The sequence below is a fragment of the Candidatus Karelsulcia muelleri genome (assembly GCF_003214255.1).
Lineage (GTDB): Bacteria > Bacteroidota > Bacteroidia > Flavobacteriales > Blattabacteriaceae > Karelsulcia > Karelsulcia muelleri_B.
On record NZ_CP029011.1, the window covers coordinates 235,675 to 256,645 of the forward strand.

Genomic DNA, 20,971 nt, shown 5'->3' on the forward strand with positions numbered 1-20,971 from the left:
AATTTATGAATAATTTAAAATATACAAGAAATATAGGAATAGCTGCTCATATTGATGCAGGAAAAACTACTACTACAGAACGGATTCTATTTTATACTGGAATAACTCATAAAATTGGTGAAGTCCATGAGGGAACAGCTACTATGGATTGGATGAAACAAGAACAAGAAAGAGGAATAACAATTACTTCTGCTGCTACAAAATGTGAATGGATTTATAATAAAAAAAAATATAAAATTAATATTATTGATACCCCAGGACATGTAGATTTTACTGTTGAAGTCGAAAGATCTTTAAGAGTATTAGATGGAATGGTAGCTTTATTTAGTGCAGTAGACGGAGTAGAACCCCAATCAGAAACAGTTTGGAGACAAGCAGATAAATATAAAGTTCCTAGAATAGGATTTATTAATAAAATGGATAGACAAGGAGCAGATTTTTTTAATGTGTGTAAACAAATAACTAAAAATTTAGGTGCACATTGTTTAATATTACAAATTCCTATTGGGAAAGAAAATGAATTTAAAGGAGTAGTAGATATTATTGCTAAAAAAGCAATAATTTGGGAAGAAGAAAATTATGGGACAGTTTATAAAAACATTCCGATTCCTGATGAATTATTAGATATAACTAATAAATATAGAAATATTCTGTTAGAAACAATATCTGAATACGATTATGATATAATGAATAAATTTTTTGATAATCCTAATAAGATTTCAGAAAAAGAAATAATTGCTTCTATAAAAAGATCTACTTTAAATATTGAAATTGTTCCTATTATTTGTGGTTCTTCTTTTAAGAATAAAGGTGTTCAAGTAATGTTAGATACTATTTGTAGATATTTACCATCTCCAATTGAGATCAAAGAAATAAAAGGGATAAACCCAAAAACAGAAAAAGAAGAAATAAGAAAACCGAATTTTAAGGAACCTTTCTCTGCATTGGCTTTTAAAATAGCTACTGATTCTTTTGTAGGGCGTTTAGCTTTTTTTCGTGTTTATTCTGGAATAATAAAATCTGGAACATATGTTTTGAACGCTAGATCAGGGAATAAAGAACGAATATCAAGAATATATCAAATGCATGCTAATAAACAAAATCCTGTAGCTTATATTGAAGCGGGAGATATAGGAGCTGCAGTAGGATTTAAAAATATAAAAACTGGGGATACATTATGTGATGAAAATTTTCCAATAATTTTTGAAAATATTTCTTTTCCTGATCCAGTAATTGGAGTAGCTATTGAACCAAAATATAAATCTGATATTGAGAAAATGAGTTTATCATTAACTAAATTAGCAGAAGAAGATCCTACTTTTCAAGTACGAAATGATAAATCGACTGGACAAACAATAATATCAGGAATGGGAGAATTACATTTAGAAATAATTTTAGATAGATTAGAAAGAGAATTTAAAATAAAAGTTAACAAAGGAAATCCTCAAGTAGAATATAAAGAAGCATTAACGAATTCCATTAAACAGAGAGAAATATATAAAAAACAAACTGGAGGACGAGGCAAATATGCAGATATATTTTTTAAATTAGAACCTGGCAAAGAAGGCTCTCAAGGATTAGAATTTCTAAATAAAGTAAAAGGAGGAAATATTCCAAAAGAATATATACCTTCAATAGAAAAAGCATTTAAAGAAGCTATGAAAATAGGTCCTTTATCAGGATCAGAAATAGAAAATGCTAAAATTATTTTAATAGATGGGTCATATCATTCTGTTGATTCGGATCAACTGTCTTTTGAATTAGCTAGTAAAATTGGTTTTAAAAAAGCTGCCAAAAAAGCAAATCCTATTCTTTTAGAACCTATAATGAAGGTAGAAGTATTAACTCCTCCAGAAAATATGGGATCTATTGTAGGAGATTTAAATAGAAGAAGAGGAATTATTCAAGGTATGGAAGAAAATATGATAAATTTAAAAATTATAAAAGCTTTAGTGCCTTTATCAGAACTTTTTGGATATGTAACTATTTTACGGACATTATCTTCTGGAAGAGCAACATCTACAATGGAATTTTTTAATTATAAACCAGCCCCAGCTAATGTAGCTGAAAAATTTATTTTAAATAAAAAATGAAAATTTAATATTATGAAGATTATTAAGAAGATAAAAATAAAATTAAAATCATATGATCATTATATTTTAGAAAAATCTTCTGAAAAAATAGTAAAATCTATTTTCCCCACTGGAGCCAAAATAAATGGACCAATTCCATTACCTACTAAAATTAAAATTTTTACAGTCTTAAGATCTCCTCATGTTCATAAAAAATCTCGTGAACAATTTAAATTATCAAGTCATTTCAGATTTTTAGAAGTATATAATGTTTGCTCATCTACTGTAGATGTTTTAATGAAATTAGAATTAGCTAGTGGGGTAGAAATAGAGATTAAAATTTAATAATGTTAGGAATAATAGGTAAAAAGATTGGAATGACTAGTTTTTTTGATGAAAAAGGATTAAAGGTGCCTTGTACAATAATAGTAGCAGGTCCCTGTTTTGTTTTACAAAAAAAAACATTAAAAAAAGATGGATATAATTCTTATCAGATAGGATTTGAAGAAAAAAAAATAAAAAAAACTAATAAATCTTTATTAGGTCATTTTAAAAAATTTAAATCTACACCTAAAAAAAAAATAGTGGAATTTTCATTAAAAAAAGAATTAAAATCAGGAGATATAATTAAAGTAGATATTTTTAATGAAAACGAGTTAGTTGATATTACAGGTTTTTCTAAAGGAAAAGGGTTTCAAGGAGTAATTAAACGGCATGGGTTTTCAGGTGTAGGAGAAAAATCTCATGGTCAACATAATAGATATCGTGCCCCGGGATCTATAGGTGCTGGGTCTGATCCTTCAAGAGTTTTTAAAGGAACTAGAATGGCTGGCAGAATGGGAAATAAAAAAGTAACTATAAAAAAGTTAAAAATATTAAAAATCGATTTATTGAAAAATTTATTAATTATAAAAGGATCAGTTCCTGGCACTAAAAACTCTTTTTTAAAAATAAAAAAAACTTAAAAAATGAAATTAAATATTATTAATAAGAATGGATTTGAAACAGGAAGATTTTTAAAAATAAAAAATGATTCTTTAAAAGAAAAAAAAAATCACATTATTTATCTTGAAATAAAAAGATATTTTTCTGCACAAAGACAAGGCACAAAGAAATCTAAAGAAAGAAGTGAAATAACAGGTAGTACAAAAAAAATTCAACGTCAAAAAGGAAGTGGAAATGCAAGAAAAGGAAATATAAAAAATCCTCTCTTTAGATCTGGGGGAAGAATTTTTGGCCCTAAACCCAAAAAATTTAATTTTAAATTAAATAAACTTTTTAAAGTGTTAGCTAAAAAATTATTAATTTCTTTTAAAATCCAAAAAAATAAAGTAAAAATATTAGAAGATTTTTTTTTAAAAAAAAAAAAAACATTTTTAATAAAAAAATTGATAACAACTCTTAATTTAGAAAAAAAAAAATTATTAATTATAATTAATAATAATAAAAAAGATAAAAATTTTTTTATTGCTTCTAGAAATTTAAAGTTATTAAATGTAATTTCAATTGAAGAATTAAATATTTTTTATTTAGCAAATTATGATTATTTAATTTTTTTTGAAAGCGTTTTTAAAAAATTATTTAAATTATTTAATATTAAGTAATTATTATGTTAATAAATATAAAAAAAAAATTTTCCAATAAAAAATTGGATCCTTTTTTTACTTTTAAAGTACCTTTATTTTATAATAAAAAAGAAATTAAAAAATTAATATATAAAATATATAATATTAATTTTAATAATATAAAAACTATGATTTATTGTAATTTAAAAAAAAGTAAAAAAGGAGTTTTAAAAATAAATAAATTTAAAAAAGTAATTTTAAAATTAAAACAAGATTATAAATTCAAAATTTTTAATAAATTGAAAATAAAGGCTAATTTAGAGAAATTCAAAATTTTTAATAAATTGAAAATAAATTATAATTTAGATAAATTAAAAATTTTAAATAAATTGAAAAACTTTTCTTCTTTAGAATTAGAAGAATTATTAAAAATTTTTAATAAATTGAAAAAATATTTTAATTATTTTAATTTAGGTATTTTAAAAAATTTTAATAAATTTAAAAAATGTTCTCAGTTAGAGAGATTAAAAATTTTTAATCAATTGAAAAAAAGTTTTAATTTATCTAATATAAAAGAAACGAAACTAAATTAAATTAAATTAAATTAAATTAAATTAAATTAAATTAAATTAAAAAAAAATGTCAATTAAAAAAAAAAAACCGATTACTTCAAGTCAAAGATTCAAAATAATAAATTCATTTAAAGAAATTACAAAACATTTTCCTGAAAAAACTCTTTCTAGAGGAAAAAAGAAAACAGGAGGTAGAAATAATTGTGGCAAAATGACTATAAGATATAGAGGGGGAGGCCATAAAAAAAAATATAGAAGAATAGATTATAAAAGAAATAAATTTGGGATTCCGGCTATAATAAAATCTATAGAATATGATCCTAATAGATCAAGTTTTATATCTCTTTTATTTTATAAAGATGGAGAAAAAAGATATATTTTATCAATTGATGGATTAGAAATAGGAAAAAAAATTATTTCAGATAAATATACTATTCCGGAATTAGGAAATGCAATGTATATTATGAATATTCCTTTAGGAACTATAATTTCTTGTGTAGAACTTTTTACTGGAAAAGGAGCAATTTTTGCACGGAGTGCAGGGGCATATGTGCAATTAATTGCAAAATCAGAAAAATTCTCTACTATAAAATTACCTTCTGGAGAAACTCGGATGGTGTCTTCAAACTGTATGGCAACTATAGGATCAATTGCTAATTCTGATCATAAATTAGAAATTGATGGCAAAGCAGGAAGAAAACGTTGGTTAGGAAAAAGACCTAGAACTAGAGGAGTAGCTATGAATCCAGTTGACCATCCAATGGGTGGTGGTGAAGGAAAGGCATCTGGAGGACATCCTAGAAATAGAAATGGACTTCCATCTAATGGATTTAAAACCCGTGATAAAAAAAAAAAATCCAATAAATTTATTATAAAGAAAAAATAAATAAAATAATTATTATGCCACGTTCATTAAAAAAAGGTCCATATGTTAATTTAAAATTAAAAAAAAAAATTTTATTAAATAATTTAAATGTAAATAGAAAAAAAGTTATAAAAACTTGGTCCAGATCTTCTACTATTATTCCTGAATTTATTGGAAATACAATATTAGTTTATAATGGAAAAATTTTTATACCAGTATATATTTCTGAAAATATGATAGGACATAAATTAGGGGAATTTTCTCCTACTAGAATTTTTAGAGGGCATTCAGGATTTAAAAAAAAAATAAAAAAAAAATAATATGATAATAAAAAATAAAAAACAAACTAAATCTGATTTAAGATTAAGATTAAGATCAGTAGTTAATCTGAAAAAGATTTCATGTTCTCCCCGAAAATTACGTTTAATAACTGATTTAATTAGGACTGAAAAAGTAGAAGATTCAATATTAAAACTTAATTTTATTAAAAAAAAAGGTTCAATTTTAATAAAAAAAATTTTGTTATCAGCTATGGCTAATTGGAAAAATAAAAATTTTGAAAAAGATATTTCTAATTATAATTTTTATATAGAAAAAATTTTAGTAAATCAAGGGACTCAGTTGAAAAAGATTCGTCCTGCACCTAAAGGTAGAGGGGTTAAAATTAGAAAAAGATATAGCAATATCTATATTACTATAATTGGAAAATTAATTAATTATGGGACATAAAGTAAACACATTATCCAATCGTTTAGGATTAATTTTTGGTTGGCAATCTCTTTGGAGTAACAATTATCCAGAAAGAATAAAAGAAGATTTTAAATTAAGAAAATATTTAGAAAATCGTTTAGCAAAATATAATGTATCTAGAATTTATATTGAAAGAAATTTAAATAGAGTAAATATTACTATTTCAACTTCTAGGCCTGCAATGATAATTGGAAAAGGAGGTGAGGAAGTAGAAAAATTAAAAAAAGAATTAAAAGTTTTGACTAAAAAAGTAATTCAAATAAATATATTTGAAATAAAAAACCCAGAATTAGATGCTGTATTAGTTGCTAAAACTATAGCTCGTAAATTAGAAAATAAATTTTCATATAAAAAAGCTATGAAAATTTGTTTAGCTGCTGCTTTACGTTTGAATGCAGAAGGAATAAAAATTAAAATATCTGGACGTTTGAATGGAGCAGAAATGGCACGAACAGAAACTTATAAAGAAGGGAGAATTCCTTTATCAACTTTTAGAGCAGATATAGATTATTCTATGGCAGAAGCTCATACTAATTATGGAATCATAGGAATAAAAGTATGGATCATGAAAGGAGAAATTTATGGTAAGAAAGATATGTATAATTTTTTTAAATTAAGATCTAAAAAAAAAAATTCTTATAAAGAAAAAAAAAGAATTTAAAATTTAATAATTATGTTACAACCTAAAAAAACTAAATTTGAAAAACAACAAAAAGGAAGAATAAAAGGAAATTCAACAAGAGGAACAAAATTATATTTTGGCAAATATGGAATTAAATCCTTAGATCCAGGATGGATAACAGATAGACAGATAGAATCTGCTAGGGTTGCAGCCACACGGTTTCTTAAAAGACAAGGTAAATTGTGGATAAATATTTTTCCTGATAAACCTGTGACTAAAAAACCTCAAGAAGTCCGGATGGGAAAAGGAAAAGGTGGAAGAGATCATTGGGTAGCAGTAATAAAACCAGGCAGAATTTTAATTGAAATAGATGAAGTAGACTTTATTTTAGGAAAAGAAGCTTTGAGATTAGCTTCTCAAAAATTACCAGTAAAAACGAAATTTATAATTAATAATAACTGAAATGTATAAAATTAAAATGTATAAAAAAAAAAAAATTGGACTTGTAATAAGTAATAAAATGAAAAAAACTATAGTGATGGCTGAAACATATAAAAAAAAACATCCGATTTATAAAAAATTCATTTTAAAAAAAAAAAAATATCATGTTCATGATGAACATAATTTATGTAAAAAGGGTGATTTAGTAAAAATCATTGAAACTAGACCTTTTAGTAAAACTAAAAGTTGGCGATTATTGAAAATAATAAATAAGAAATAAAATGTTACAACAAGAATCAATAATTAGAGTAGCAGATAATTCTGGAGCTAAAAAAGTATTATTAATAAGAGTTTTAGGAGGAACAAAAAAAAAATACGCCTATATAGGCGATACTATAATAGTTTCTATAAAAGAAGCTATAACAGGATCTAGTGTAAAAAAAGGACAAGTATATAAAGCAGTAATAATAAGAACAAAAAAAAATATAAAACGTAAAGATGGATCTTATATTAAATTTGATGATAATGCATGTGTATTATTAACTAATACAGGGGAACTAAAAGGGACTAGAATTTTGGGCCCCGTTCCTAGAGAATTAAAAGAGAAAAATTATAATAAAATTATTTCATTAGCTATAGAAGTTTTATGAAAAAACTAAGAAAAGGAGATACTGTAATAATTTTAACAGGGGAAAAGAAAACAAAAAAAGGAATTATATATAAAATATATAAGAAAAAAAATAAAGCATTATTACAGAATGGTTATGCCAAAGAAATACTAATAAATATCTCAAATATTTCATTTTTAAAAAAAGTAAAATCCCATTATTATCCAATAAAAATTGGATTTAAAATTGACAAAAAAGGTCAAAAACAAAGAGTTTCCAAAAAAACTGGAAAGATTATTAATTAATTTTTTTAAAAAATGAATTTGAATTGTTTTCCAAGAACGAAATTTTTGTATAAAACAAAAATAATTAATAAATTAAAAAAAAAATTTAATTATAAATGTATAATGCAAGTTCCAAAACTAAAAAAAATCGTTTTAAATCAAGGAATTAATATTTCTTTTTTTGAAAAAAAAACTATTTCTAATGCAATAGATAATATTACTGCAATAACAGGTCAAAAAGCAATTTATTGTTTATCCAAACGTGATGAATCTGGTTTTAAATTAAGAAAAGGAACTCCTATAAGTATTAAAGTAACCTTAAGAAGGAATATTATGTATGAATTTTTAGATAGATTAATTAATATTGCTTTACCAAGAGTTCGTGATTTTAAAGGAGTAAATAAAAAGAGTTTTGATGGCAAAGGAAATTATAATTTAGGAATTTCTGAACAAATTATATTTCCAGAAATAAATTCTGAATTTTTAAAAAAAAATATTGGAATGAATATAACTTTTGTGACTTCTTCTAAGTCTGATAAAGAAGCTAAATATTTATTATATTTATTTGGAATTCCTTTTAAAAAATAAAAAAAATGGCAAAAGAATCTTTAAAAGCAAGGCAAAAAAAACGTAAAATGATGGTTTTAAAATATGCTAAAAAACGAAAATTATTAAAATTAAATAGAGATTATGAAGGATTACAAAAATTACCTCGAAATGCTTCTCCTGTACGAGTACATAATCTTTGTTCTTTAACTGGAAGATCGAAAGGATATATGAGAAAATTTGGAATTTCCCGGATTGAATTTAGAAGGTTAGCTTCTCAAGGATTTATTCCAGGAATTGTGAAAGCTAGTTGGTAACTTTAATTAAATTATAAAAAAAAATGATTACAGATCCAATAGCTGATTGCTTAACTAGAATTAGAAATGGGTATTTATCAAATAATATGATTGTTGAAATGCAATATTCGAAAATAAAAAAAGATATAATAAATATATTATATAATCAAGGATTGATATCAAGTTATAAAATAGAAAGAAGAAAGAAAGAGAAATTTGTTATAAAAGTAGCTATAAAATATAATAAATATACTGGAACATCTGTAATAAAATGTATAAAAAGAATTAGTAAACCGAGTTTAAGACAATATTGTAAATATAAAAAAATTCCTCGTGTTATAAATGGATTAGGAATTGCAATTTTATCGACTTCTAAAGGAATAATGACTGATAAAATTGCACGTAAAAAAAAACTTGGAGGAGAAATAATATGTTTTATTTATTAAATGAAATTAAATATAATATATATATTATATGTCTAGAATTGGCAAACTTCCAGTTTTAATTCCTGAAAATGTTGTTGTAAAACAAGAAAAAAATATAATTTATATTAATGGTCCTTTAGGAAAATTAAAACAAAAAATAATAGGTGAGATTAAAATATCTCTTAAAAAGAATTTTATTTTTCTAAAAAGAAAGAAGAATGATAAAAAAAATCGTGCATTACATGGATTATATCGTATGTTGATCTTTAATATGATTAAAGGAGTATCTACTGGATTTAAAAAAGAATTAAAAGTGATAGGAATAGGATATAAAGCATCTAATAATAAACAAATTTTAGATTTAAATATAGGATATTCTCATAATATAATGATGAAATTACCTAAAGAAATTACTTTAGAAGTAAAAAGAGAAAAAAATAAAACTACTCATATAATTTTAAATTCTTATGATAAACAATTATTAGGAATAGTAGCAGCCAAAATAAGATCTTTAAAAAAACCAGATCCTTATAAAGGAAAAGGAATTCGTTATTTAAATGAAATGGTAAGAAAAAAAATAGGAAAATCTGCTAAATAAATGATAAGAAAAAAAAAAATATTTGGGTATTTAGAAAAACCTAGAATTTCAGTTTTTAGAAGTAATAAACATATTTATGCTCAAGTAATAGATGATTATAAAGGACATACTTTAATTTCTGTTTCATCAAAAAATTTTGATTTTAAAAATCTAAAAAAAAAAGAGATTTCTTATAAGATAGGAAAAATTTTAGGTAAAAAAATTTATTCTTATGGAATAAAAAAAATAGTTTTTGATAGAAATAGATATATTTATCATGGCAGAGTAAAAGCTTTAGCAGAAGGCTTAAGAAATGTCGGGTTACAATTTTAATGGGTATGAAAAAATTAAAAATAAAAAAAAATTATAAATTAAAAATTTTAAAAAAAATTAATTTAGATTTAAAAGAAAAATTAGTTGTGGTTAATCGAGTTTGTAAAGTTACTAAAGGTAGAAGATATTTTAGTTTTACTGCGTTAGTAATAAAAGGAGATAAAAAAGGATTAGTAGGTTATGGATTTGGAAAAGCTAAAGAAGCACCGGAAGCTATTGCTAAAGCAGGTGAAAAAGCAGAAAAAAAATTATTAAAAATAAATATTATTAAAGGAGGAACAATACCTCATGAACAAGAAGCCAAATATGGAGGAGCCCGTGTTTTTATTTGTCCGGCTTCCGAAGGAACTGGAATAATTGCTGGTGGGGCAGTGAGATCTGTTTTAGAAGCAGTTGGCTTGAAAAATGTATTATCTAAATCAAAAGGATCTTCTAATAATCAGAATTGTATTAAAGCTACAATGTTAGCTTTATCTAAACTACGAACTTTAAATACTATAGCTTTAGAAAGAGGAGTTTCTATAAAAACAATTTTAAAAAAATAAAAAAATAAAAAAATAAAAAAATAAAAAAATAAAAAAATAAAAAAATAAAAAAATAAAAAAATAAAAAAATAAAAAAATAAAAAAATAATGATGAAAATTTTGTTAAAAAAAAGTTCTATAAAAAAAAGTAAATCCCAAAAATTAACATTGTTAGCTTTAGGATTAAAAAAACTTAATTCGACAGTAGAACATATTTTAACCCCATCAATAATGGGAATGATAAAAAAGGTATCACATTTATTATTAATAAATAATTAAAATTATGATATTAAATAATTTAAAATATAAATTTGGATCTGTAAGAAAAGAAAAAAGATTAGGCAGGGGACAAGGATCTGGAAAAGGTGGGACTTGTACTAAAGGTCATAAAGGAGCAAAATCTCGTTCAGGAAATTCTAAAAAATTAGGTTTTGAAGGAGGGCAAATGCCATTACAAAGAAGAATTCCAAAATTTGGATTTAAAAATTTTAATAAAAAAAAATATTTAATTTTCAATTTAGATACAATACAATATTTAATAAATATTGGAAAATTGAAAAAAAAAATAACTATAGAAAGTTTTAGAAAACTAGGTTTTTTTAAAAAAAATATTTTTTACAAAATTTTAGGAAGAGGAAAATTAACCTATAAAATAGATATTACTGCTCATAAATTTAGTAAAAAAGCATTCAATGGAATTAAAAAATTGGGGGGAAATTTAAGAATATTATGAAATTAAAAAATCTTTTGAAGATTTTGAATAAAAAAGAATTATCATCAAAAATATATTATACATTCTTTATAATTTTAATATATCGTTTTGGATCATTTTTCCCTATTCCATTTATCAAACCAATTTATATAAATGAAATTGGTTTTAAAAAAAAGATTTTCACTTCTTTTACTTCTTTTGGTTTTAAAAAAAATATTTTAACTTCTTTAACAGGAGGAGCCTGTAATAGAGCGTCTATTTTTTCTTTAGGGATTCTGCCAAATATATCAGCATCAATTTTTATACAATTTCTTTGTTATTTTTTTCCTTTTTTTAAAAAATTGAAAAAGAATGGCCCCCTTGGAAAAAGAAAACTAAATTTGATTACTAAAGGTATAACTTTAATATTATCTTTAATGAAAGCTAATGCGTATATTTTCTATTTAATTAATATTTTTCTTAAGAAGAAGACATATTATTTAAATTTTATTTTAATTTATGGAAAATATTTTTTCTTATTTACATCAATAATATGTTTAACTACAGGAACATTCTTAACAATGTGGTTAAAAGAAAAAATTAATGAAAAAGGGCTAGGAAATGGAAATTCATTTTTAATAATAAGTGGAATGTTATCTCGTTTTATAAATTCTTTTATATCTGAAATATTAAATAGAATTAATGAAAATGTTTTTTTAGGAATTTTAAGATTATTATTTGAAATAATAGTTTGGATATTCATTATTGGAATTGCAATTATTATAATAAAATCTGTAAGAAAAATTTATATACATTATATAAATAATTTTGGGTTGAAAAGAAACTATTCTTCTAATTTAGAAGAAATAAAATTTTTACCTTTAAAAGTAGTTCATACAGGAGTTATGCCTATTATGTGTTCACAAGGAATGTTATTTTTCTTAATAACATTAATGTCTAAAATACATTATAATTCTATAGATATTATAATTGAAAAATTAAAAAATATATATGGATTATGGTATAATATTCTGTATAGTATAATAATAATATTAATTACGTTTTTTTCTACTTATTTTTCTATTTCTGTTAATACAATTTCAGATGATTTAAAATTAAATGGAGGATATATACCAAATGTAAAACCTGGAAAAGAAACTTCTTTGTTTTTAAAAAAAATTGTTTCACAAATATCCTTGATAGGATCATTATTATTAACTATAATGGCTTTATTACCGTCAATCTTTGTTTGTCTGGGAGGAGATAAAAATTTTGCTTTCTTTTTTGGAGGTTCCTCATTAATAATTTTAGTAGGAAGTTTATTAGAAATAAAAACAACAATAAATAGTTATTTATTAAATTATAATTAAAAATGGCAAAAGAAAAACATTTTGAAATAGATGGAATTGTTTTAATGGCATTACCTAATGCAATGTTTAAAGTGGAATTAAAAAATAAATGTATTGTGACTTGTTATATTACAGGAAAAATGCGGATGAATTTTATTAAAATTTTACCAGGTGATAAAGTTCGTTTACAAATGTCTTCTTATGATTTAAGTAAAGCAAGAATTGTATATAGATATTAAATTTTTTATGAAAAAAGTAACGTCTCTTAAAAAAAGAAGTGAAAATTGTCAAATTGTTAAACGTAAAGGTCGTTTAAGAATTATTAATAAATTAAATCCTAAATTTAAACAAAAACAAGGTTAATATTATGGCTATAATATCAGGAATAGAAATTCCAAAAAATAAAAGAGGACTAATAGCACTGACTTATATATTTGGAATAGGAATTAGTACATCTAAAAAAATATTTAACAATACAGGAATTGATAAAAATAAAAAAGTATCCAACTGGACAGATAATGAAATAAAAAAAATAAGAAAATTTATATCTGATAAGATAAAAACAGAAGGAGAATTAAGGTTGGAAATCCAATTAGATATAAAAAGAATTATGGATATTGGATGTTATAGAGGAATAAGGCATAGATTAGGATTACCTGTTAGAGGACAAAAAACTAAAAAGAATTGTAGAACAAGAAAAGGTAAAAAAAAAACAGTTGCAACTAAAGCAACTAAAAAAAAATTAAATAAAAATATAAAAAAAAATAAAAAATAAAATTTAATGGAAAAAAAAGAAATGGAAAAAAAAGAATCAATGGATTCTATAGGAAAAGCTTATATAAATTCAACATTTAATAATATTATTATAACAATAACAAATCAAAAAGGAGATGTAATTGCATGGTCTTCAGCAGGAAAAATGGGATTTAAAGGTTCAAAAAAAAATACTCCATATGCTGCTCAAGTTGCTGCAGCAGATGTTGCTGAAAAAGGATTGAAGGCTGGATTAAAAAAATTAAAGGTCATAGTAAAAGGTCCAGGTGCTGGCAGAGATTCTGCTATTCGGACATTAGTAAATAAAAATTTTACTTTATTAGTAATTAAAGATATTACTCCTATTCCTCATAATGGGTGTAGACCTCCTAAAAGGAGAAGAGTATAATATAATTAAAATTAAAAAAAAATGGCAAAATATATAGGACCAAAAAATAAAATTGCCCGTAAATTTGAATTGGGAGAATCAATTTATTTAAAAGAAAAGAATAATTTTGAAAATAAAAAAACTTTCGATGGACAGTATGTAAATCCTCGTAGTGGAAAAAATCGTAAAATAATTAAAAAACTAAATAAAAAACTAAATAAAAAACTAAATAAAAAAAAATCATTTTATTTTATTCAATTGTTAGAAAAACAAAAAGTAAAATATACTTATGGAATTTTAGAAAAACAATTTAGAAAAATGTTTGAGAAAGCTTCAAAAAAAAAGGGAAGAAAAGGGGAAATACTTTTACAATTATGTGAATCTAGATTAGATAATATTGTTTATAGATTAAAATTATCACATACTAGACCGGAAGCCAGACAATTAGTATCACATCGGCATATTACTGTTAATGGAAAAATTGTAAATATTCCTTCTTATAATTTGAAACCAGGAGATAAAATTTCTTTAATAGAAAAATATAAAAAACAAAAAGCAATTCTTTTGGAGAAAAAAAGATTAGTTGGAAAGGTAACAACTTGGTTAAGTTGGGATAATGAAAATTTTATAGGGATATTAAAATCAATACCAAGAAGAGAACAAATTCCTGAAATGATTAATGAAAATTTAATAGTGGAATTATATTCTAAATAATATAAATAATATGTTTTTTTTAAAGTTTACAAAAAAGGAAAATTTAAGAGTATTAAAATTAACAAATTACGAAGGACATTTTAAAATAGAACCGTTATATCCTGGTTGGGGAGTAACAATTGGAAATACACTTCGAAGAGTCCTTTTATCTTCTTTAGAAGGATATGCAATTTACTCAGTTAAAATTGAAGGAGTAGATCATGAATTTGCTACAATAAAAGGTGTAAAAGAAGATATGACAGAAATTATTTTAAATTTGAAAAAAATACGTTTTAAAAAAAAAATTGAAGATGAACAGGACCCGGGAGAAAAATTTAATATTATTATCAAGAATGAAAAAGAAGAAATAACGGCTGGAGATTTAGGGGAATATATTCATTTATTTGAAATAATAAATCCTGATTTAATTATTTTAAATAAAAATAAATTTATTTCTTTAAATATTACTATTGTAATAAAAAAAGGAATTGGTTATGTACCTTCAGATTCAGATTCAGATTCAGATTCAGATTCAGAAGAAAATGAAAAACACATTAATACTAATGGAACCATATCAATGGATTCTATTTTTACTCCTATAAAAAAAGTAAAATACACAATTGAAAACTGTAGTGTAAGTAAAAATTCAACTTATGAAAGGCTTTTTTTCGAAATAAAAACAGATGGAACTATAAATCCTAAAGATGCATTAATAAAAGCATCTAATCTGGTAATAAGACATTTTAAATTATTATCTAATAAAAAAATTAGTTTAAATTATAACAAAAAATATAAAAAGAAAAAACAAACTAATGAAAATTATTTAAAATTGCGGAATCTTTTGAATTCTTCCTTAGAAAGAAAAAATTTATCAGTAAGAACTTTAAATTGTTTAAAAAAGGCTAAAATTTTGACATGGGGAGATTTAATTAAGTCTAATCCAACTAATTTTAAATATTTGGGAAAAAAATCTTTAGAGGAGTTAGATTTAATAATGAAAAAATTAACCATTTATTATGGAATGAATCTTGAGGATTATAATAAAAATAAAAATAAAAATAAAAATAAAAATAAAAATAAGAAAAATATATGAAACACGGAAAAAAATTTAATCATTTAGGAGTAAAAAGTTCACATCGGAAATCAATGTTATCTAATTTAGCTTCTTCTCTTATAAAAAAAAAAAGAATTCTGACTACTTTAGCAAAAGCTAAAGCATTAAAAAAATATATTGAGCCTTTAATTACAAAAAGTAAAAAAAATACTACTCATTCTAGAAGAATAATTTTTAAATATTTAAAAAATAAACATTCTGTAAAAGAACTTTTTGAAAAAATATCATTAAAAATTTATAATCGTCCTGGAGGATATACAAGAATTATAAAAACGGGATTTCGTTTAGGAGATTCTGCAGAATCTTCATTTATTGAATTAGTTGATTTTAATCAAAATTTTTAATTTATTTTTATTACTCCTTTATAAACAAAATTGACTTCTCCTTTTAAAAAAATTCTTTTATAAGATTGAAGAAGAGTATCAAACTTAACTTGTAAAAGTCCACCCCGGGTTTTTACTAAAATTTTTTTAAAAAAAATTTTGTTTTTATGATATGCTGCAATTACAGAAGCTGTTACTCCTGTTCCACAGGAGAAAGTTTCATTTTCTACTCCTCTTTCATATGTTCTAACATAGAAAATATGTTTATTAATTTGAACAAAATTAACATTTACTCCTGTTTTTAAGTATTTTTTACTACTTTGTAGTTTTCTACCTTTTTTTTTTATATTTATATTTTCTATTTTTTTAATAAAAATAATATGATGTGGAGATCCTGTATTTAAAAATATATATTTTTTATCTACTTCTACTGTTAGAAATTCTACATTTGTCATATTTATTGACACAATATTTTTATTTATTGTTGCATAATGATATCCATCTATTGTTTTAAATAATGTATTCTTCTTATGAAGAACACCAATTTTTTTTGCAAAATGAACCGAACATCTTCCTCCATTTCCACACATACTTCCTTCCTTTCCATCTGAATTATAATATTTCATATAAAAATCATAATTTTTGATTTTTTCAATTAAAATTAATCCATCAGCACCAATTCCTAAATTTCTATTACACAATCTTTGTATTATTTTTTCTTTTAAAGAAAATTGTTTGCAAAGATTATTAATTATAATAAAATCATTTCCTGTTGCTTGATATTTAAAAAAAAAAATTTTCATATTTTAACTTATATTATATATATATTATATTAAATAAAATATTATTATTATATTAAATATAAATTATATTAAAATGTCTGCATTTCATAATCCTGTCTTATTGGAAGAAACATTAGCTCTATTAGTTAAAGAAATTGATGGAATTTATATAGACTCCACTTTTGGTGGGGGGGGGCATTCTTTTTCATTTTTAAAAAAAATAAGTAATAAAGGTAAGCTAATTGCTTTGGATCAAGATATAGATTCTATAAAGAATAATAATATCTTTGATGCAAGATTTAATCTTGTTAAAGATAATTTTAGATTTTTAAAAATCATTTTAAAAAAAAAAAATATTAATTATGTATCGGGAATATTAGCAGATTTAGGAATTTCTTCTCATCAGATAAATACTCCCAACAGAGGGTTTTCAATTAGATATGATAGTCTTTTAGATATGAGAATGGATCATTATAAAAAAAAAAATGCAAAATTTATAATAAATAATTATTCATATAAAAAATTATATAATATTTTAATTAAATATGGAGAAGTAAAAAATGCAAAAAAAATAGCAAACATTATTTTAAAACAAAGAAAAAAAAAAATTATAAACAAAACTTTTGAACTAAAAAATCTTTTAGCTTGTTTTTTTAAAACAAAATTAAAAAATAAATTTTTCTCAAAAATATTTCAATCTCTTAGAATAGAAGTAAATGATGAAATCAATGCATTAAAAGATTTATTAAATAATTCATTATCTATATTAAAACCTGGAGGGAGAATTGCAATTATTTCTTATCATTCTTTAGAAGATAGAATTGTAAAAAATTTTTTTAAAACTGGAAATTTTCATGGAGTAGGTCAATATGATTTATATGGCAATAATCTATCTCCTTTAATTCTTTTAGAACCTAGAGTAATTTTTACCTCTAAAAAAGAAAGAAAACAAAATAATAGATCAAGAAGTGCTAGATTAAGAATAGCAGAAAAAAAATTTAACTTATAAAGTAGACTATAAGCCGGATTCTGTTTTTTTTATCATTTATCTGGGATAAAAGTTACCTTTTATCTCTATCTGCCTACCCCCCGAATTAATAGTGAAAGGGAATCCTACACTTTTTTAAATTCAAGTATCCGGTATACATGGCATTTCACAACACAGAGTTTACACAATTTCACTACAGCCTTACTGTACTTTTTTTCTGTTGCACTATTCCTCATCTCACGATGGACGGGTATTACCCAATGTGTTACCCTAATGGTGTCCGGACTTTCCTCATTAAAAAAAGTTTTTTTATTTTATTTTCTTTTATTTGAACGCGATAAAATTGTCTACTTTTTTTTAAATTTTATTTTCTAATAATGAAAATTTATATTTAAATTATATAATTTCTTTTTAACAGAAGAAATTATTGATTTATCAATACAAAATATCGATCCTGTAATAAATTTGTTTGAATTTTTAATTAAAAAAAGTATGTTTTTCCAATTAGACTCTTCATATAGAAAAATTGTTATTACCGGTGAATAAATTTCCTCAAAAAAATAATAGGGATTATTAGTTTCTATTACTGTTGGAGTAATAAAAAAACCTTTTGAACTATCACATTTTCCCCCAATAATAATATTACTCTTCTTATCAGAAGAAGATTTTTCTATATAAAGTTTTATTTTTAAAAAACTAATTTTATCAATTACAGATGTAATAAAATTTGAAAAATTTCTAGGACTTCCTATTTTCAGGGAAAGAATTTTTTCTATTAAAATTTTTTTTAATTTATTTTTCCATAATTTTTTTGGAATATAAGCTATAGATATAGAAGAACTTTTTTGGCCTTGATATTCAAAAGCTCCAGCTAAAATTGCTGTAGATACTTTTTTGCTATTATAACTAGAATGGACCAAAAGAAAATTTTTTCCTATTGTTTTCCCTAAAAACATAGGATATGTTTTATATTTAAAAATATATTTTTTTATTTTATTTAAAATTATTTTATAATCCTTTATAGGACCTTTAAAAGTTACTCCCCCAAAATTTGTATGGGTTAATCCAACATTTGTTATTTTTTTTATATTTATTAATAATAAATTAATTATTCCATCTGGAATACCAGCAATTTGAAAGATTTCCATTAAAACATTTGCTGTTAACAATTGCATTTCAGATGGTTTCCATAACACAACATTTCCCATAATTACAATCCAATATGGGATTTCTACAAAAGAAAAATTAAATTGTGTAATTGCAACAACAAATCCTTTATAATTTAAAGGAATTAAATTTTTTTTTTTATATATTTTTTTTGCAAAATCTATATGATTTTTTAAATCATCTCTTAATTTGCAAGATGAATCTCTTTCAGATTGAAATATATTTTTCGATTGACCAATCATTGTAGCTGCATTAAGTTTATCTCTATATGGACCAGAAATTAAATCTACTACTTTTAAAAAGATAGAAATTCTTTCTTTAAAAGAAAGATTTAACCAATCTTTTTGGACTGATAAAGAGTAATTAATTGCATTAATTATATCTTTTTCTGAGCCTTCATGCCAATATCCTATAATTTTTTTATTATCATGTGGAGGATATATAGAATGTTTAATTCCACTAAAAAGTTTTTCATTTCCAATGAATTGAGGAATATCTATTTGAGAATTAAACATTTCATCATAAATTTTTTTTAACTCTATTATAGAAAAAATCTTCTTTTTATAATTATAAGAATGTTTCATTTAATGAATAATTTTTTCATTTTTTCTTTAGAAACATTCAAAAGAATTTTTTCCCCAAAAGGAGAATAATAAGGATTGTTAGAAACAAATAATTTTTTTATTAATCCTTTTATTTCTAAATTAGAAATTTTTTTTCCCTTTTTTAGAGCAAAATATTTACATATATATTTATATATAATATTTTTTTTATTCATCATTTTTTCATTTTCAAAAATTTTTTCTATAATCTTAGTTAGATTAGTTTTTTTTATTCCAAGAGAGAAAGATTGTACTAATATTTTTTTTTTTAAAACAAAAATTTTAAATCCTAAATAATTTAATTTAGATAATATTTTTTTTAAAAAAGATTTTTTATCTATTTTTAGATTTTTAGATTTTTTTTTATAAAAAAAATCATATAAAATTCTTTGATGAGCACGATTTTGATCTACTAATAAAAGTCCAGATTTTATTACCCCTAATAAATAGCTATTATAAATTTGAATCCATTTATATAAGTGTATTTTGGTTTCATTTTTATAAAATGATTGGTTTTTAAACAAATTTTTAATTTGTTTATATTTTTTGTTAAAAACCTTTAAATCACTTTTTTCTGTTAACGGAAAAAAATATTTATTATTATAATAATAATTATAAATATTATTGATTCCTAAAGATTCTTTAATAGTCGAACTAATATTATTACATAACTCAATTTCATATTCATAATCATAAAAAAAATTTACTTTTGTTTTAGAAGGATTAATATTAATATTAAATTTATTATAATCCATACTTAAAAAGATAAAATAAGAAGGATTTTCTTTTTTATTTAAAATTCCTTCATAAGAAGCTATTATAGCATTATGTATATTTTTATTTGTTATATAACGTTTATTTAAAAATAAATATTGTCCTAACTTTTTATTATAGTTAGGGTGGGTTATATAACCTTTTATTTTTACTAACTTAGTAGTTTTTTTTATTTTAATTAATTTGTTTTTTAATTTTTCACCATAGATTTGAATTATCCGTTCTTTATAAGAAGATTTATTTAAATTAAATAATAATTTTTTATTATTTTCTAAATAAAAATTAATTTCTTTATGACTTAAAACAATTTTATAAAATTCATTAATAATGTTTTTTAATTCTAAATTAGATGATTTTAAATTTTTTCTTTTAGCAGGAATATTATAAAATATATTTTTTATACAAATGCTACATCCTTTATTCATTGCAATTGGTAATGGTTTATATTTTAATTCTCCATTTTCTATAATAAGCCTTATTCCTAAATCTGAAGTTTTCTCTCTTGTCTCAAGTTCAATCTGTGTTACCGAAGAGATATAAGATAAAGCTTCCCCTCTAAAGCCTTTAGTTGAAATCTTCAAAAGATCTTCTATTTTAGTTAATTTGGAAGTTGAATATCTCTCAAAACTTTTAATAGCATCATTTTGACTCATTCCTATTCCATCATCTATAATATGTATTCTATTTTTTCCTCCATTTGTTAAAATGATTTTAATATTTTTTGCATCTGCATCTATAGAATTTTCTAAAATTTCTTTTAAAATTGAGGCTGGATTCTGGATTACATCTCCAGATGCTATTTGATTTGATACATTTTTTGATAATAATTTTATTACATCAGTCATTTGATGACAAATTTCTTATAAT

Annotated in this window: 33 protein-coding genes and 1 other RNA gene; 30 read left to right on the forward strand and 4 right to left on the reverse strand. The window is 22.6% G+C overall.

What is annotated here, in order from left to right; all coding sequences use genetic code 11:
- Window positions 1-5 precede the first annotated feature (5 nt).
- The 29 genes from fusA to rplQ all read left to right on the forward strand — a co-directional run bounded on the left by fusA (window position 6) and on the right by rplQ (window position 15,812).
- Window positions 6-2,093, forward strand: coding sequence for an elongation factor G (gene fusA, locus DDE61_RS01210; protein ID WP_110476833.1), 2,088 nt, complete (start codon window positions 6-8; stop codon window positions 2,091-2,093).
- 12 nt (window positions 2,094-2,105) lie between these two features.
- Entirely contained in the window at window positions 2,106-2,417 is a 312-nt protein-coding gene (gene rpsJ, locus DDE61_RS01215; RefSeq protein WP_204352369.1) for a 30S ribosomal protein S10, read from the forward strand.
- Between the two features lie 2 nt (window positions 2,418-2,419).
- Window positions 2,420-3,037 (forward strand): 50S ribosomal protein L3, encoded by a 618-nt coding sequence (gene rplC, locus DDE61_RS01220; protein ID WP_110467346.1) that lies wholly within the window; start codon window positions 2,420-2,422, stop codon window positions 3,035-3,037.
- A gap of 3 nt (window positions 3,038-3,040) precedes the next feature.
- Window positions 3,041-3,676 carry a 50S ribosomal protein L4 gene (gene rplD / locus DDE61_RS01225; RefSeq protein WP_110473284.1) on the forward strand — a complete coding sequence of 212 codons (636 nt, stop codon included), beginning with the start codon at window positions 3,041-3,043 and terminating at the stop codon, window positions 3,674-3,676.
- A gap of 5 nt (window positions 3,677-3,681) precedes the next feature.
- The gene (gene rplW, locus DDE61_RS01230; RefSeq protein ID WP_110476834.1) at window positions 3,682-4,230 is read left to right on the forward strand and encodes a 50S ribosomal protein L23; all 549 of its coding nucleotides are present in this window, start codon (window positions 3,682-3,684) and stop codon (window positions 4,228-4,230) included.
- Window positions 4,231-4,276: 46 nt separating this feature from the next.
- Entirely contained in the window at window positions 4,277-5,095 is an 819-nt protein-coding gene (gene rplB, locus DDE61_RS01235) for a 50S ribosomal protein L2 (RefSeq protein ID WP_110467349.1), read from the forward strand.
- 14 nt (window positions 5,096-5,109) lie between these two features.
- Window positions 5,110-5,394 (forward strand): 30S ribosomal protein S19, encoded by a 285-nt coding sequence (rpsS, locus tag DDE61_RS01240; protein WP_041520710.1) that lies wholly within the window; start codon window positions 5,110-5,112, stop codon window positions 5,392-5,394.
- 1 nt (window position 5,395) lies between these two features.
- Window positions 5,396-5,803, forward strand: a complete 408-nt coding sequence (gene rplV, locus DDE61_RS01245) for a 50S ribosomal protein L22 (RefSeq protein ID WP_110476835.1) — start codon at window positions 5,396-5,398, stop codon at window positions 5,801-5,803.
- The gene (gene rpsC / locus DDE61_RS01250) at window positions 5,793-6,485 is read left to right on the forward strand and encodes a 30S ribosomal protein S3 (protein ID WP_110467351.1); all 693 of its coding nucleotides are present in this window, start codon (window positions 5,793-5,795) and stop codon (window positions 6,483-6,485) included. Before rplV ends, rpsC begins: the two co-directional genes overlap by 11 nt.
- Before the next feature lie 12 nt (window positions 6,486-6,497).
- The gene (gene rplP / locus DDE61_RS01255; RefSeq protein WP_110473287.1) at window positions 6,498-6,908 is read left to right on the forward strand and encodes a 50S ribosomal protein L16; all 411 of its coding nucleotides are present in this window, start codon (window positions 6,498-6,500) and stop codon (window positions 6,906-6,908) included.
- A gap of 1 nt (window position 6,909) precedes the next feature.
- Window positions 6,910-7,167 carry a 30S ribosomal protein S17 gene (rpsQ, locus tag DDE61_RS01260; protein WP_110467352.1) on the forward strand — a complete coding sequence of 86 codons (258 nt, stop codon included), beginning with the start codon at window positions 6,910-6,912 and terminating at the stop codon, window positions 7,165-7,167.
- 1 nt (window position 7,168) lies between these two features.
- Window positions 7,169-7,537 carry a 50S ribosomal protein L14 gene (rplN, locus tag DDE61_RS01265; RefSeq protein WP_110467353.1) on the forward strand — a complete coding sequence of 123 codons (369 nt, stop codon included), beginning with the start codon at window positions 7,169-7,171 and terminating at the stop codon, window positions 7,535-7,537.
- Window positions 7,534-7,800, forward strand: coding sequence for a hypothetical protein (locus tag DDE61_RS01270; protein WP_110476836.1), 267 nt, complete (start codon window positions 7,534-7,536; stop codon window positions 7,798-7,800). The genes rplN and DDE61_RS01270 overlap by 4 nt, the downstream gene beginning before the upstream one ends.
- 12 nt (window positions 7,801-7,812) lie before the next feature.
- Window positions 7,813-8,367, forward strand: coding sequence for a 50S ribosomal protein L5 (rplE, locus tag DDE61_RS01275; protein ID WP_110473289.1), 555 nt, complete (start codon window positions 7,813-7,815; stop codon window positions 8,365-8,367).
- A 5-nt stretch (window positions 8,368-8,372) separates the two neighbouring features.
- Complete coding sequence (rpsN, locus tag DDE61_RS01280; RefSeq protein ID WP_015799512.1) at window positions 8,373-8,642, forward strand: 30S ribosomal protein S14; 270 nt, start codon at window positions 8,373-8,375, stop codon at window positions 8,640-8,642.
- Between the two features lie 23 nt (window positions 8,643-8,665).
- The gene (gene rpsH, locus DDE61_RS01285; RefSeq protein ID WP_015799513.1) at window positions 8,666-9,067 is read left to right on the forward strand and encodes a 30S ribosomal protein S8; all 402 of its coding nucleotides are present in this window, start codon (window positions 8,666-8,668) and stop codon (window positions 9,065-9,067) included.
- A 28-nt stretch (window positions 9,068-9,095) separates the two neighbouring features.
- Window positions 9,096-9,644 carry a 50S ribosomal protein L6 gene (rplF, locus tag DDE61_RS01290; protein WP_015799514.1) on the forward strand — a complete coding sequence of 183 codons (549 nt, stop codon included), beginning with the start codon at window positions 9,096-9,098 and terminating at the stop codon, window positions 9,642-9,644.
- Window positions 9,645-9,956, forward strand: coding sequence for a 50S ribosomal protein L18 (rplR, locus tag DDE61_RS01295; RefSeq protein ID WP_110467356.1), 312 nt, complete (start codon window positions 9,645-9,647; stop codon window positions 9,954-9,956). It begins immediately after the preceding gene.
- Window positions 9,957-9,961: 5 nt separating this feature from the next.
- Window positions 9,962-10,501, forward strand: a complete 540-nt coding sequence (gene rpsE, locus DDE61_RS01300) for a 30S ribosomal protein S5 (protein ID WP_110467405.1) — start codon at window positions 9,962-9,964, stop codon at window positions 10,499-10,501.
- Window positions 10,502-10,588: 87 nt separating this feature from the next.
- Window positions 10,589-10,759 carry a 50S ribosomal protein L30 gene (rpmD, locus tag DDE61_RS01305; RefSeq protein WP_110467357.1) on the forward strand — a complete coding sequence of 57 codons (171 nt, stop codon included), beginning with the start codon at window positions 10,589-10,591 and terminating at the stop codon, window positions 10,757-10,759.
- Window positions 10,760-10,763: 4 nt separating this feature from the next.
- Window positions 10,764-11,213, forward strand: coding sequence for a 50S ribosomal protein L15 (gene rplO, locus DDE61_RS01310; protein WP_110467358.1), 450 nt, complete (start codon window positions 10,764-10,766; stop codon window positions 11,211-11,213).
- Window positions 11,210-12,541 (forward strand): preprotein translocase subunit SecY, encoded by a 1,332-nt coding sequence (locus DDE61_RS01315; protein ID WP_239493658.1) that lies wholly within the window; start codon window positions 11,210-11,212, stop codon window positions 12,539-12,541. The genes rplO and DDE61_RS01315 overlap by 4 nt, the downstream gene beginning before the upstream one ends.
- Window positions 12,542-12,543: 2 nt before the next feature.
- The gene (gene infA, locus DDE61_RS01320; protein WP_110467360.1) at window positions 12,544-12,759 is read left to right on the forward strand and encodes a translation initiation factor IF-1; all 216 of its coding nucleotides are present in this window, start codon (window positions 12,544-12,546) and stop codon (window positions 12,757-12,759) included.
- A gap of 7 nt (window positions 12,760-12,766) precedes the next feature.
- Entirely contained in the window at window positions 12,767-12,883 is a 117-nt protein-coding gene (gene rpmJ / locus DDE61_RS01325; protein WP_015799519.1) for a 50S ribosomal protein L36, read from the forward strand.
- A 4-nt stretch (window positions 12,884-12,887) separates the two neighbouring features.
- A complete protein-coding gene (rpsM, locus tag DDE61_RS01330; RefSeq protein ID WP_110467361.1) occupies window positions 12,888-13,295 on the forward strand; it encodes a 30S ribosomal protein S13 in 408 nt (135 codons plus the stop codon).
- A gap of 6 nt (window positions 13,296-13,301) precedes the next feature.
- Complete coding sequence (gene rpsK, locus DDE61_RS01335; protein WP_110467406.1) at window positions 13,302-13,682, forward strand: 30S ribosomal protein S11; 381 nt, start codon at window positions 13,302-13,304, stop codon at window positions 13,680-13,682.
- 21 nt (window positions 13,683-13,703) lie between these two features.
- Entirely contained in the window at window positions 13,704-14,375 is a 672-nt protein-coding gene (rpsD, locus tag DDE61_RS01340; protein ID WP_110467362.1) for a 30S ribosomal protein S4, read from the forward strand.
- A 10-nt stretch (window positions 14,376-14,385) separates the two neighbouring features.
- On the forward strand, window positions 14,386-15,447 hold the full coding sequence (locus DDE61_RS01345) for a DNA-directed RNA polymerase subunit alpha (protein WP_110476838.1): 1,062 nt from the start codon (window positions 14,386-14,388) through the stop codon (window positions 15,445-15,447).
- The gene (gene rplQ / locus DDE61_RS01350; protein ID WP_110467364.1) at window positions 15,444-15,812 is read left to right on the forward strand and encodes a 50S ribosomal protein L17; all 369 of its coding nucleotides are present in this window, start codon (window positions 15,444-15,446) and stop codon (window positions 15,810-15,812) included. The genes DDE61_RS01345 and rplQ overlap by 4 nt, the downstream gene beginning before the upstream one ends.
- Here the strand turns inward: rplQ and dapF are convergent.
- Complete coding sequence (gene dapF, locus DDE61_RS01355) at window positions 15,809-16,594, reverse strand: diaminopimelate epimerase (protein WP_110476839.1); 786 nt, start codon at window positions 16,592-16,594, stop codon at window positions 15,809-15,811. The genes rplQ and dapF overlap by 4 nt on opposite strands.
- A gap of 73 nt (window positions 16,595-16,667) precedes the next feature.
- Between dapF and rsmH the strand changes: the two genes are divergently transcribed.
- A complete protein-coding gene (gene rsmH / locus DDE61_RS01360; protein WP_110476840.1) occupies window positions 16,668-17,582 on the forward strand; it encodes a 16S rRNA (cytosine(1402)-N(4))-methyltransferase RsmH in 915 nt (304 codons plus the stop codon).
- On the opposite strand, the gene rnpB is transcribed toward rsmH, so the two are convergent.
- The 3 genes from rnpB to mutL form a co-directional block, all read right to left on the reverse strand.
- Window positions 17,577-17,915: RNase P RNA component class A (rnpB, locus tag DDE61_RS01365), an RNA gene on the reverse strand. The genes rsmH and rnpB overlap by 6 nt on opposite strands.
- 17 nt (window positions 17,916-17,932) lie before the next feature.
- Complete coding sequence (locus DDE61_RS01370; RefSeq protein WP_110476841.1) at window positions 17,933-19,312, reverse strand: aldehyde dehydrogenase family protein; 1,380 nt, start codon at window positions 19,310-19,312, stop codon at window positions 17,933-17,935.
- Window positions 19,309-20,949 (reverse strand): DNA mismatch repair endonuclease MutL, encoded by a 1,641-nt coding sequence (gene mutL / locus DDE61_RS01375; RefSeq protein WP_110476842.1) that lies wholly within the window; start codon window positions 20,947-20,949, stop codon window positions 19,309-19,311. Before mutL ends, DDE61_RS01370 begins: the two co-directional genes overlap by 4 nt.
- Window positions 20,950-20,971: the final 22 nt, after the last annotated feature.

Bases quoted from the DNA above. Each gene is read 5' to 3' on its own strand.
- rpsC (WP_110467351.1), top strand. From the start codon at position 5,793: ATGGGACATAAAGTAAACACATTATCCAATCGTTTAGGATTAATTTTT.
- rpsN (WP_015799512.1), top strand. From the start codon at position 8,373: ATGGCAAAAGAATCTTTAAAAGCAAGGCAAAAAAAACGTAAAATGATG.
- rpsQ (WP_110467352.1), top strand. From the start codon at position 6,910: ATGTATAAAATTAAAATGTATAAAAAAAAAAAAATTGGACTTGTAATA.
- rplN (WP_110467353.1), top strand. From the start codon at position 7,169: ATGTTACAACAAGAATCAATAATTAGAGTAGCAGATAATTCTGGAGCT.
- rplD (WP_110473284.1), top strand. From the start codon at position 3,041: ATGAAATTAAATATTATTAATAAGAATGGATTTGAAACAGGAAGATTT.
- rplE (WP_110473289.1), top strand. From the start codon at position 7,813: ATGAATTTGAATTGTTTTCCAAGAACGAAATTTTTGTATAAAACAAAA.
- infA (WP_110467360.1), top strand. From the start codon at position 12,544: ATGGCAAAAGAAAAACATTTTGAAATAGATGGAATTGTTTTAATGGCA.
- rplB (WP_110467349.1), top strand. From the start codon at position 4,277: ATGTCAATTAAAAAAAAAAAACCGATTACTTCAAGTCAAAGATTCAAA.
- DDE61_RS01270 (WP_110476836.1), top strand. From the start codon at position 7,534: ATGAAAAAACTAAGAAAAGGAGATACTGTAATAATTTTAACAGGGGAA.
- dapF (WP_110476839.1), bottom strand. From the start codon at position 16,594: ATGAAAATTTTTTTTTTTAAATATCAAGCAACAGGAAATGATTTTATT.
- rpsD (WP_110467362.1), top strand. From the start codon at position 13,704: ATGGCAAAATATATAGGACCAAAAAATAAAATTGCCCGTAAATTTGAA.
- rplF (WP_015799514.1), top strand. From the start codon at position 9,096: ATGTCTAGAATTGGCAAACTTCCAGTTTTAATTCCTGAAAATGTTGTT.
- rpsJ (WP_204352369.1), top strand. From the start codon at position 2,106: ATGAAGATTATTAAGAAGATAAAAATAAAATTAAAATCATATGATCAT.
- rpsH (WP_015799513.1), top strand. From the start codon at position 8,666: ATGATTACAGATCCAATAGCTGATTGCTTAACTAGAATTAGAAATGGG.
- DDE61_RS01345 (WP_110476838.1), top strand. From the start codon at position 14,386: ATGTTTTTTTTAAAGTTTACAAAAAAGGAAAATTTAAGAGTATTAAAA.
- rplQ (WP_110467364.1), top strand. From the start codon at position 15,444: ATGAAACACGGAAAAAAATTTAATCATTTAGGAGTAAAAAGTTCACAT.
- rplW (WP_110476834.1), top strand. From the start codon at position 3,682: ATGTTAATAAATATAAAAAAAAAATTTTCCAATAAAAAATTGGATCCT.
- DDE61_RS01370 (WP_110476841.1), bottom strand. From the start codon at position 19,312: ATGAAACATTCTTATAATTATAAAAAGAAGATTTTTTCTATAATAGAG.
- DDE61_RS01315 (WP_239493658.1), top strand. From the start codon at position 11,210: ATGAAATTAAAAAATCTTTTGAAGATTTTGAATAAAAAAGAATTATCA.
- rpsS (WP_041520710.1), top strand. From the start codon at position 5,110: ATGCCACGTTCATTAAAAAAAGGTCCATATGTTAATTTAAAATTAAAA.
- rplR (WP_110467356.1), top strand. From the start codon at position 9,645: ATGATAAGAAAAAAAAAAATATTTGGGTATTTAGAAAAACCTAGAATT.
- rplO (WP_110467358.1), top strand. From the start codon at position 10,764: ATGATATTAAATAATTTAAAATATAAATTTGGATCTGTAAGAAAAGAA.
- rpsE (WP_110467405.1), top strand. From the start codon at position 9,962: ATGAAAAAATTAAAAATAAAAAAAAATTATAAATTAAAAATTTTAAAA.
- rsmH (WP_110476840.1), top strand. From the start codon at position 16,668: ATGTCTGCATTTCATAATCCTGTCTTATTGGAAGAAACATTAGCTCTA.
- rpsM (WP_110467361.1), top strand. From the start codon at position 12,888: ATGGCTATAATATCAGGAATAGAAATTCCAAAAAATAAAAGAGGACTA.
- rpmJ (WP_015799519.1), top strand. From the start codon at position 12,767: ATGAAAAAAGTAACGTCTCTTAAAAAAAGAAGTGAAAATTGTCAAATT.
- rpmD (WP_110467357.1), top strand. From the start codon at position 10,589: ATGATGAAAATTTTGTTAAAAAAAAGTTCTATAAAAAAAAGTAAATCC.
- rplP (WP_110473287.1), top strand. From the start codon at position 6,498: ATGTTACAACCTAAAAAAACTAAATTTGAAAAACAACAAAAAGGAAGA.
- mutL (WP_110476842.1), bottom strand. From the start codon at position 20,949: ATGACTGATGTAATAAAATTATTATCAAAAAATGTATCAAATCAAATA.
- rplV (WP_110476835.1), top strand. From the start codon at position 5,396: ATGATAATAAAAAATAAAAAACAAACTAAATCTGATTTAAGATTAAGA.
- rplC (WP_110467346.1), top strand. From the start codon at position 2,420: ATGTTAGGAATAATAGGTAAAAAGATTGGAATGACTAGTTTTTTTGAT.
- fusA (WP_110476833.1), top strand. From the start codon at position 6: ATGAATAATTTAAAATATACAAGAAATATAGGAATAGCTGCTCATATT.
- rpsK (WP_110467406.1), top strand. From the start codon at position 13,302: ATGGAAAAAAAAGAAATGGAAAAAAAAGAATCAATGGATTCTATAGGA.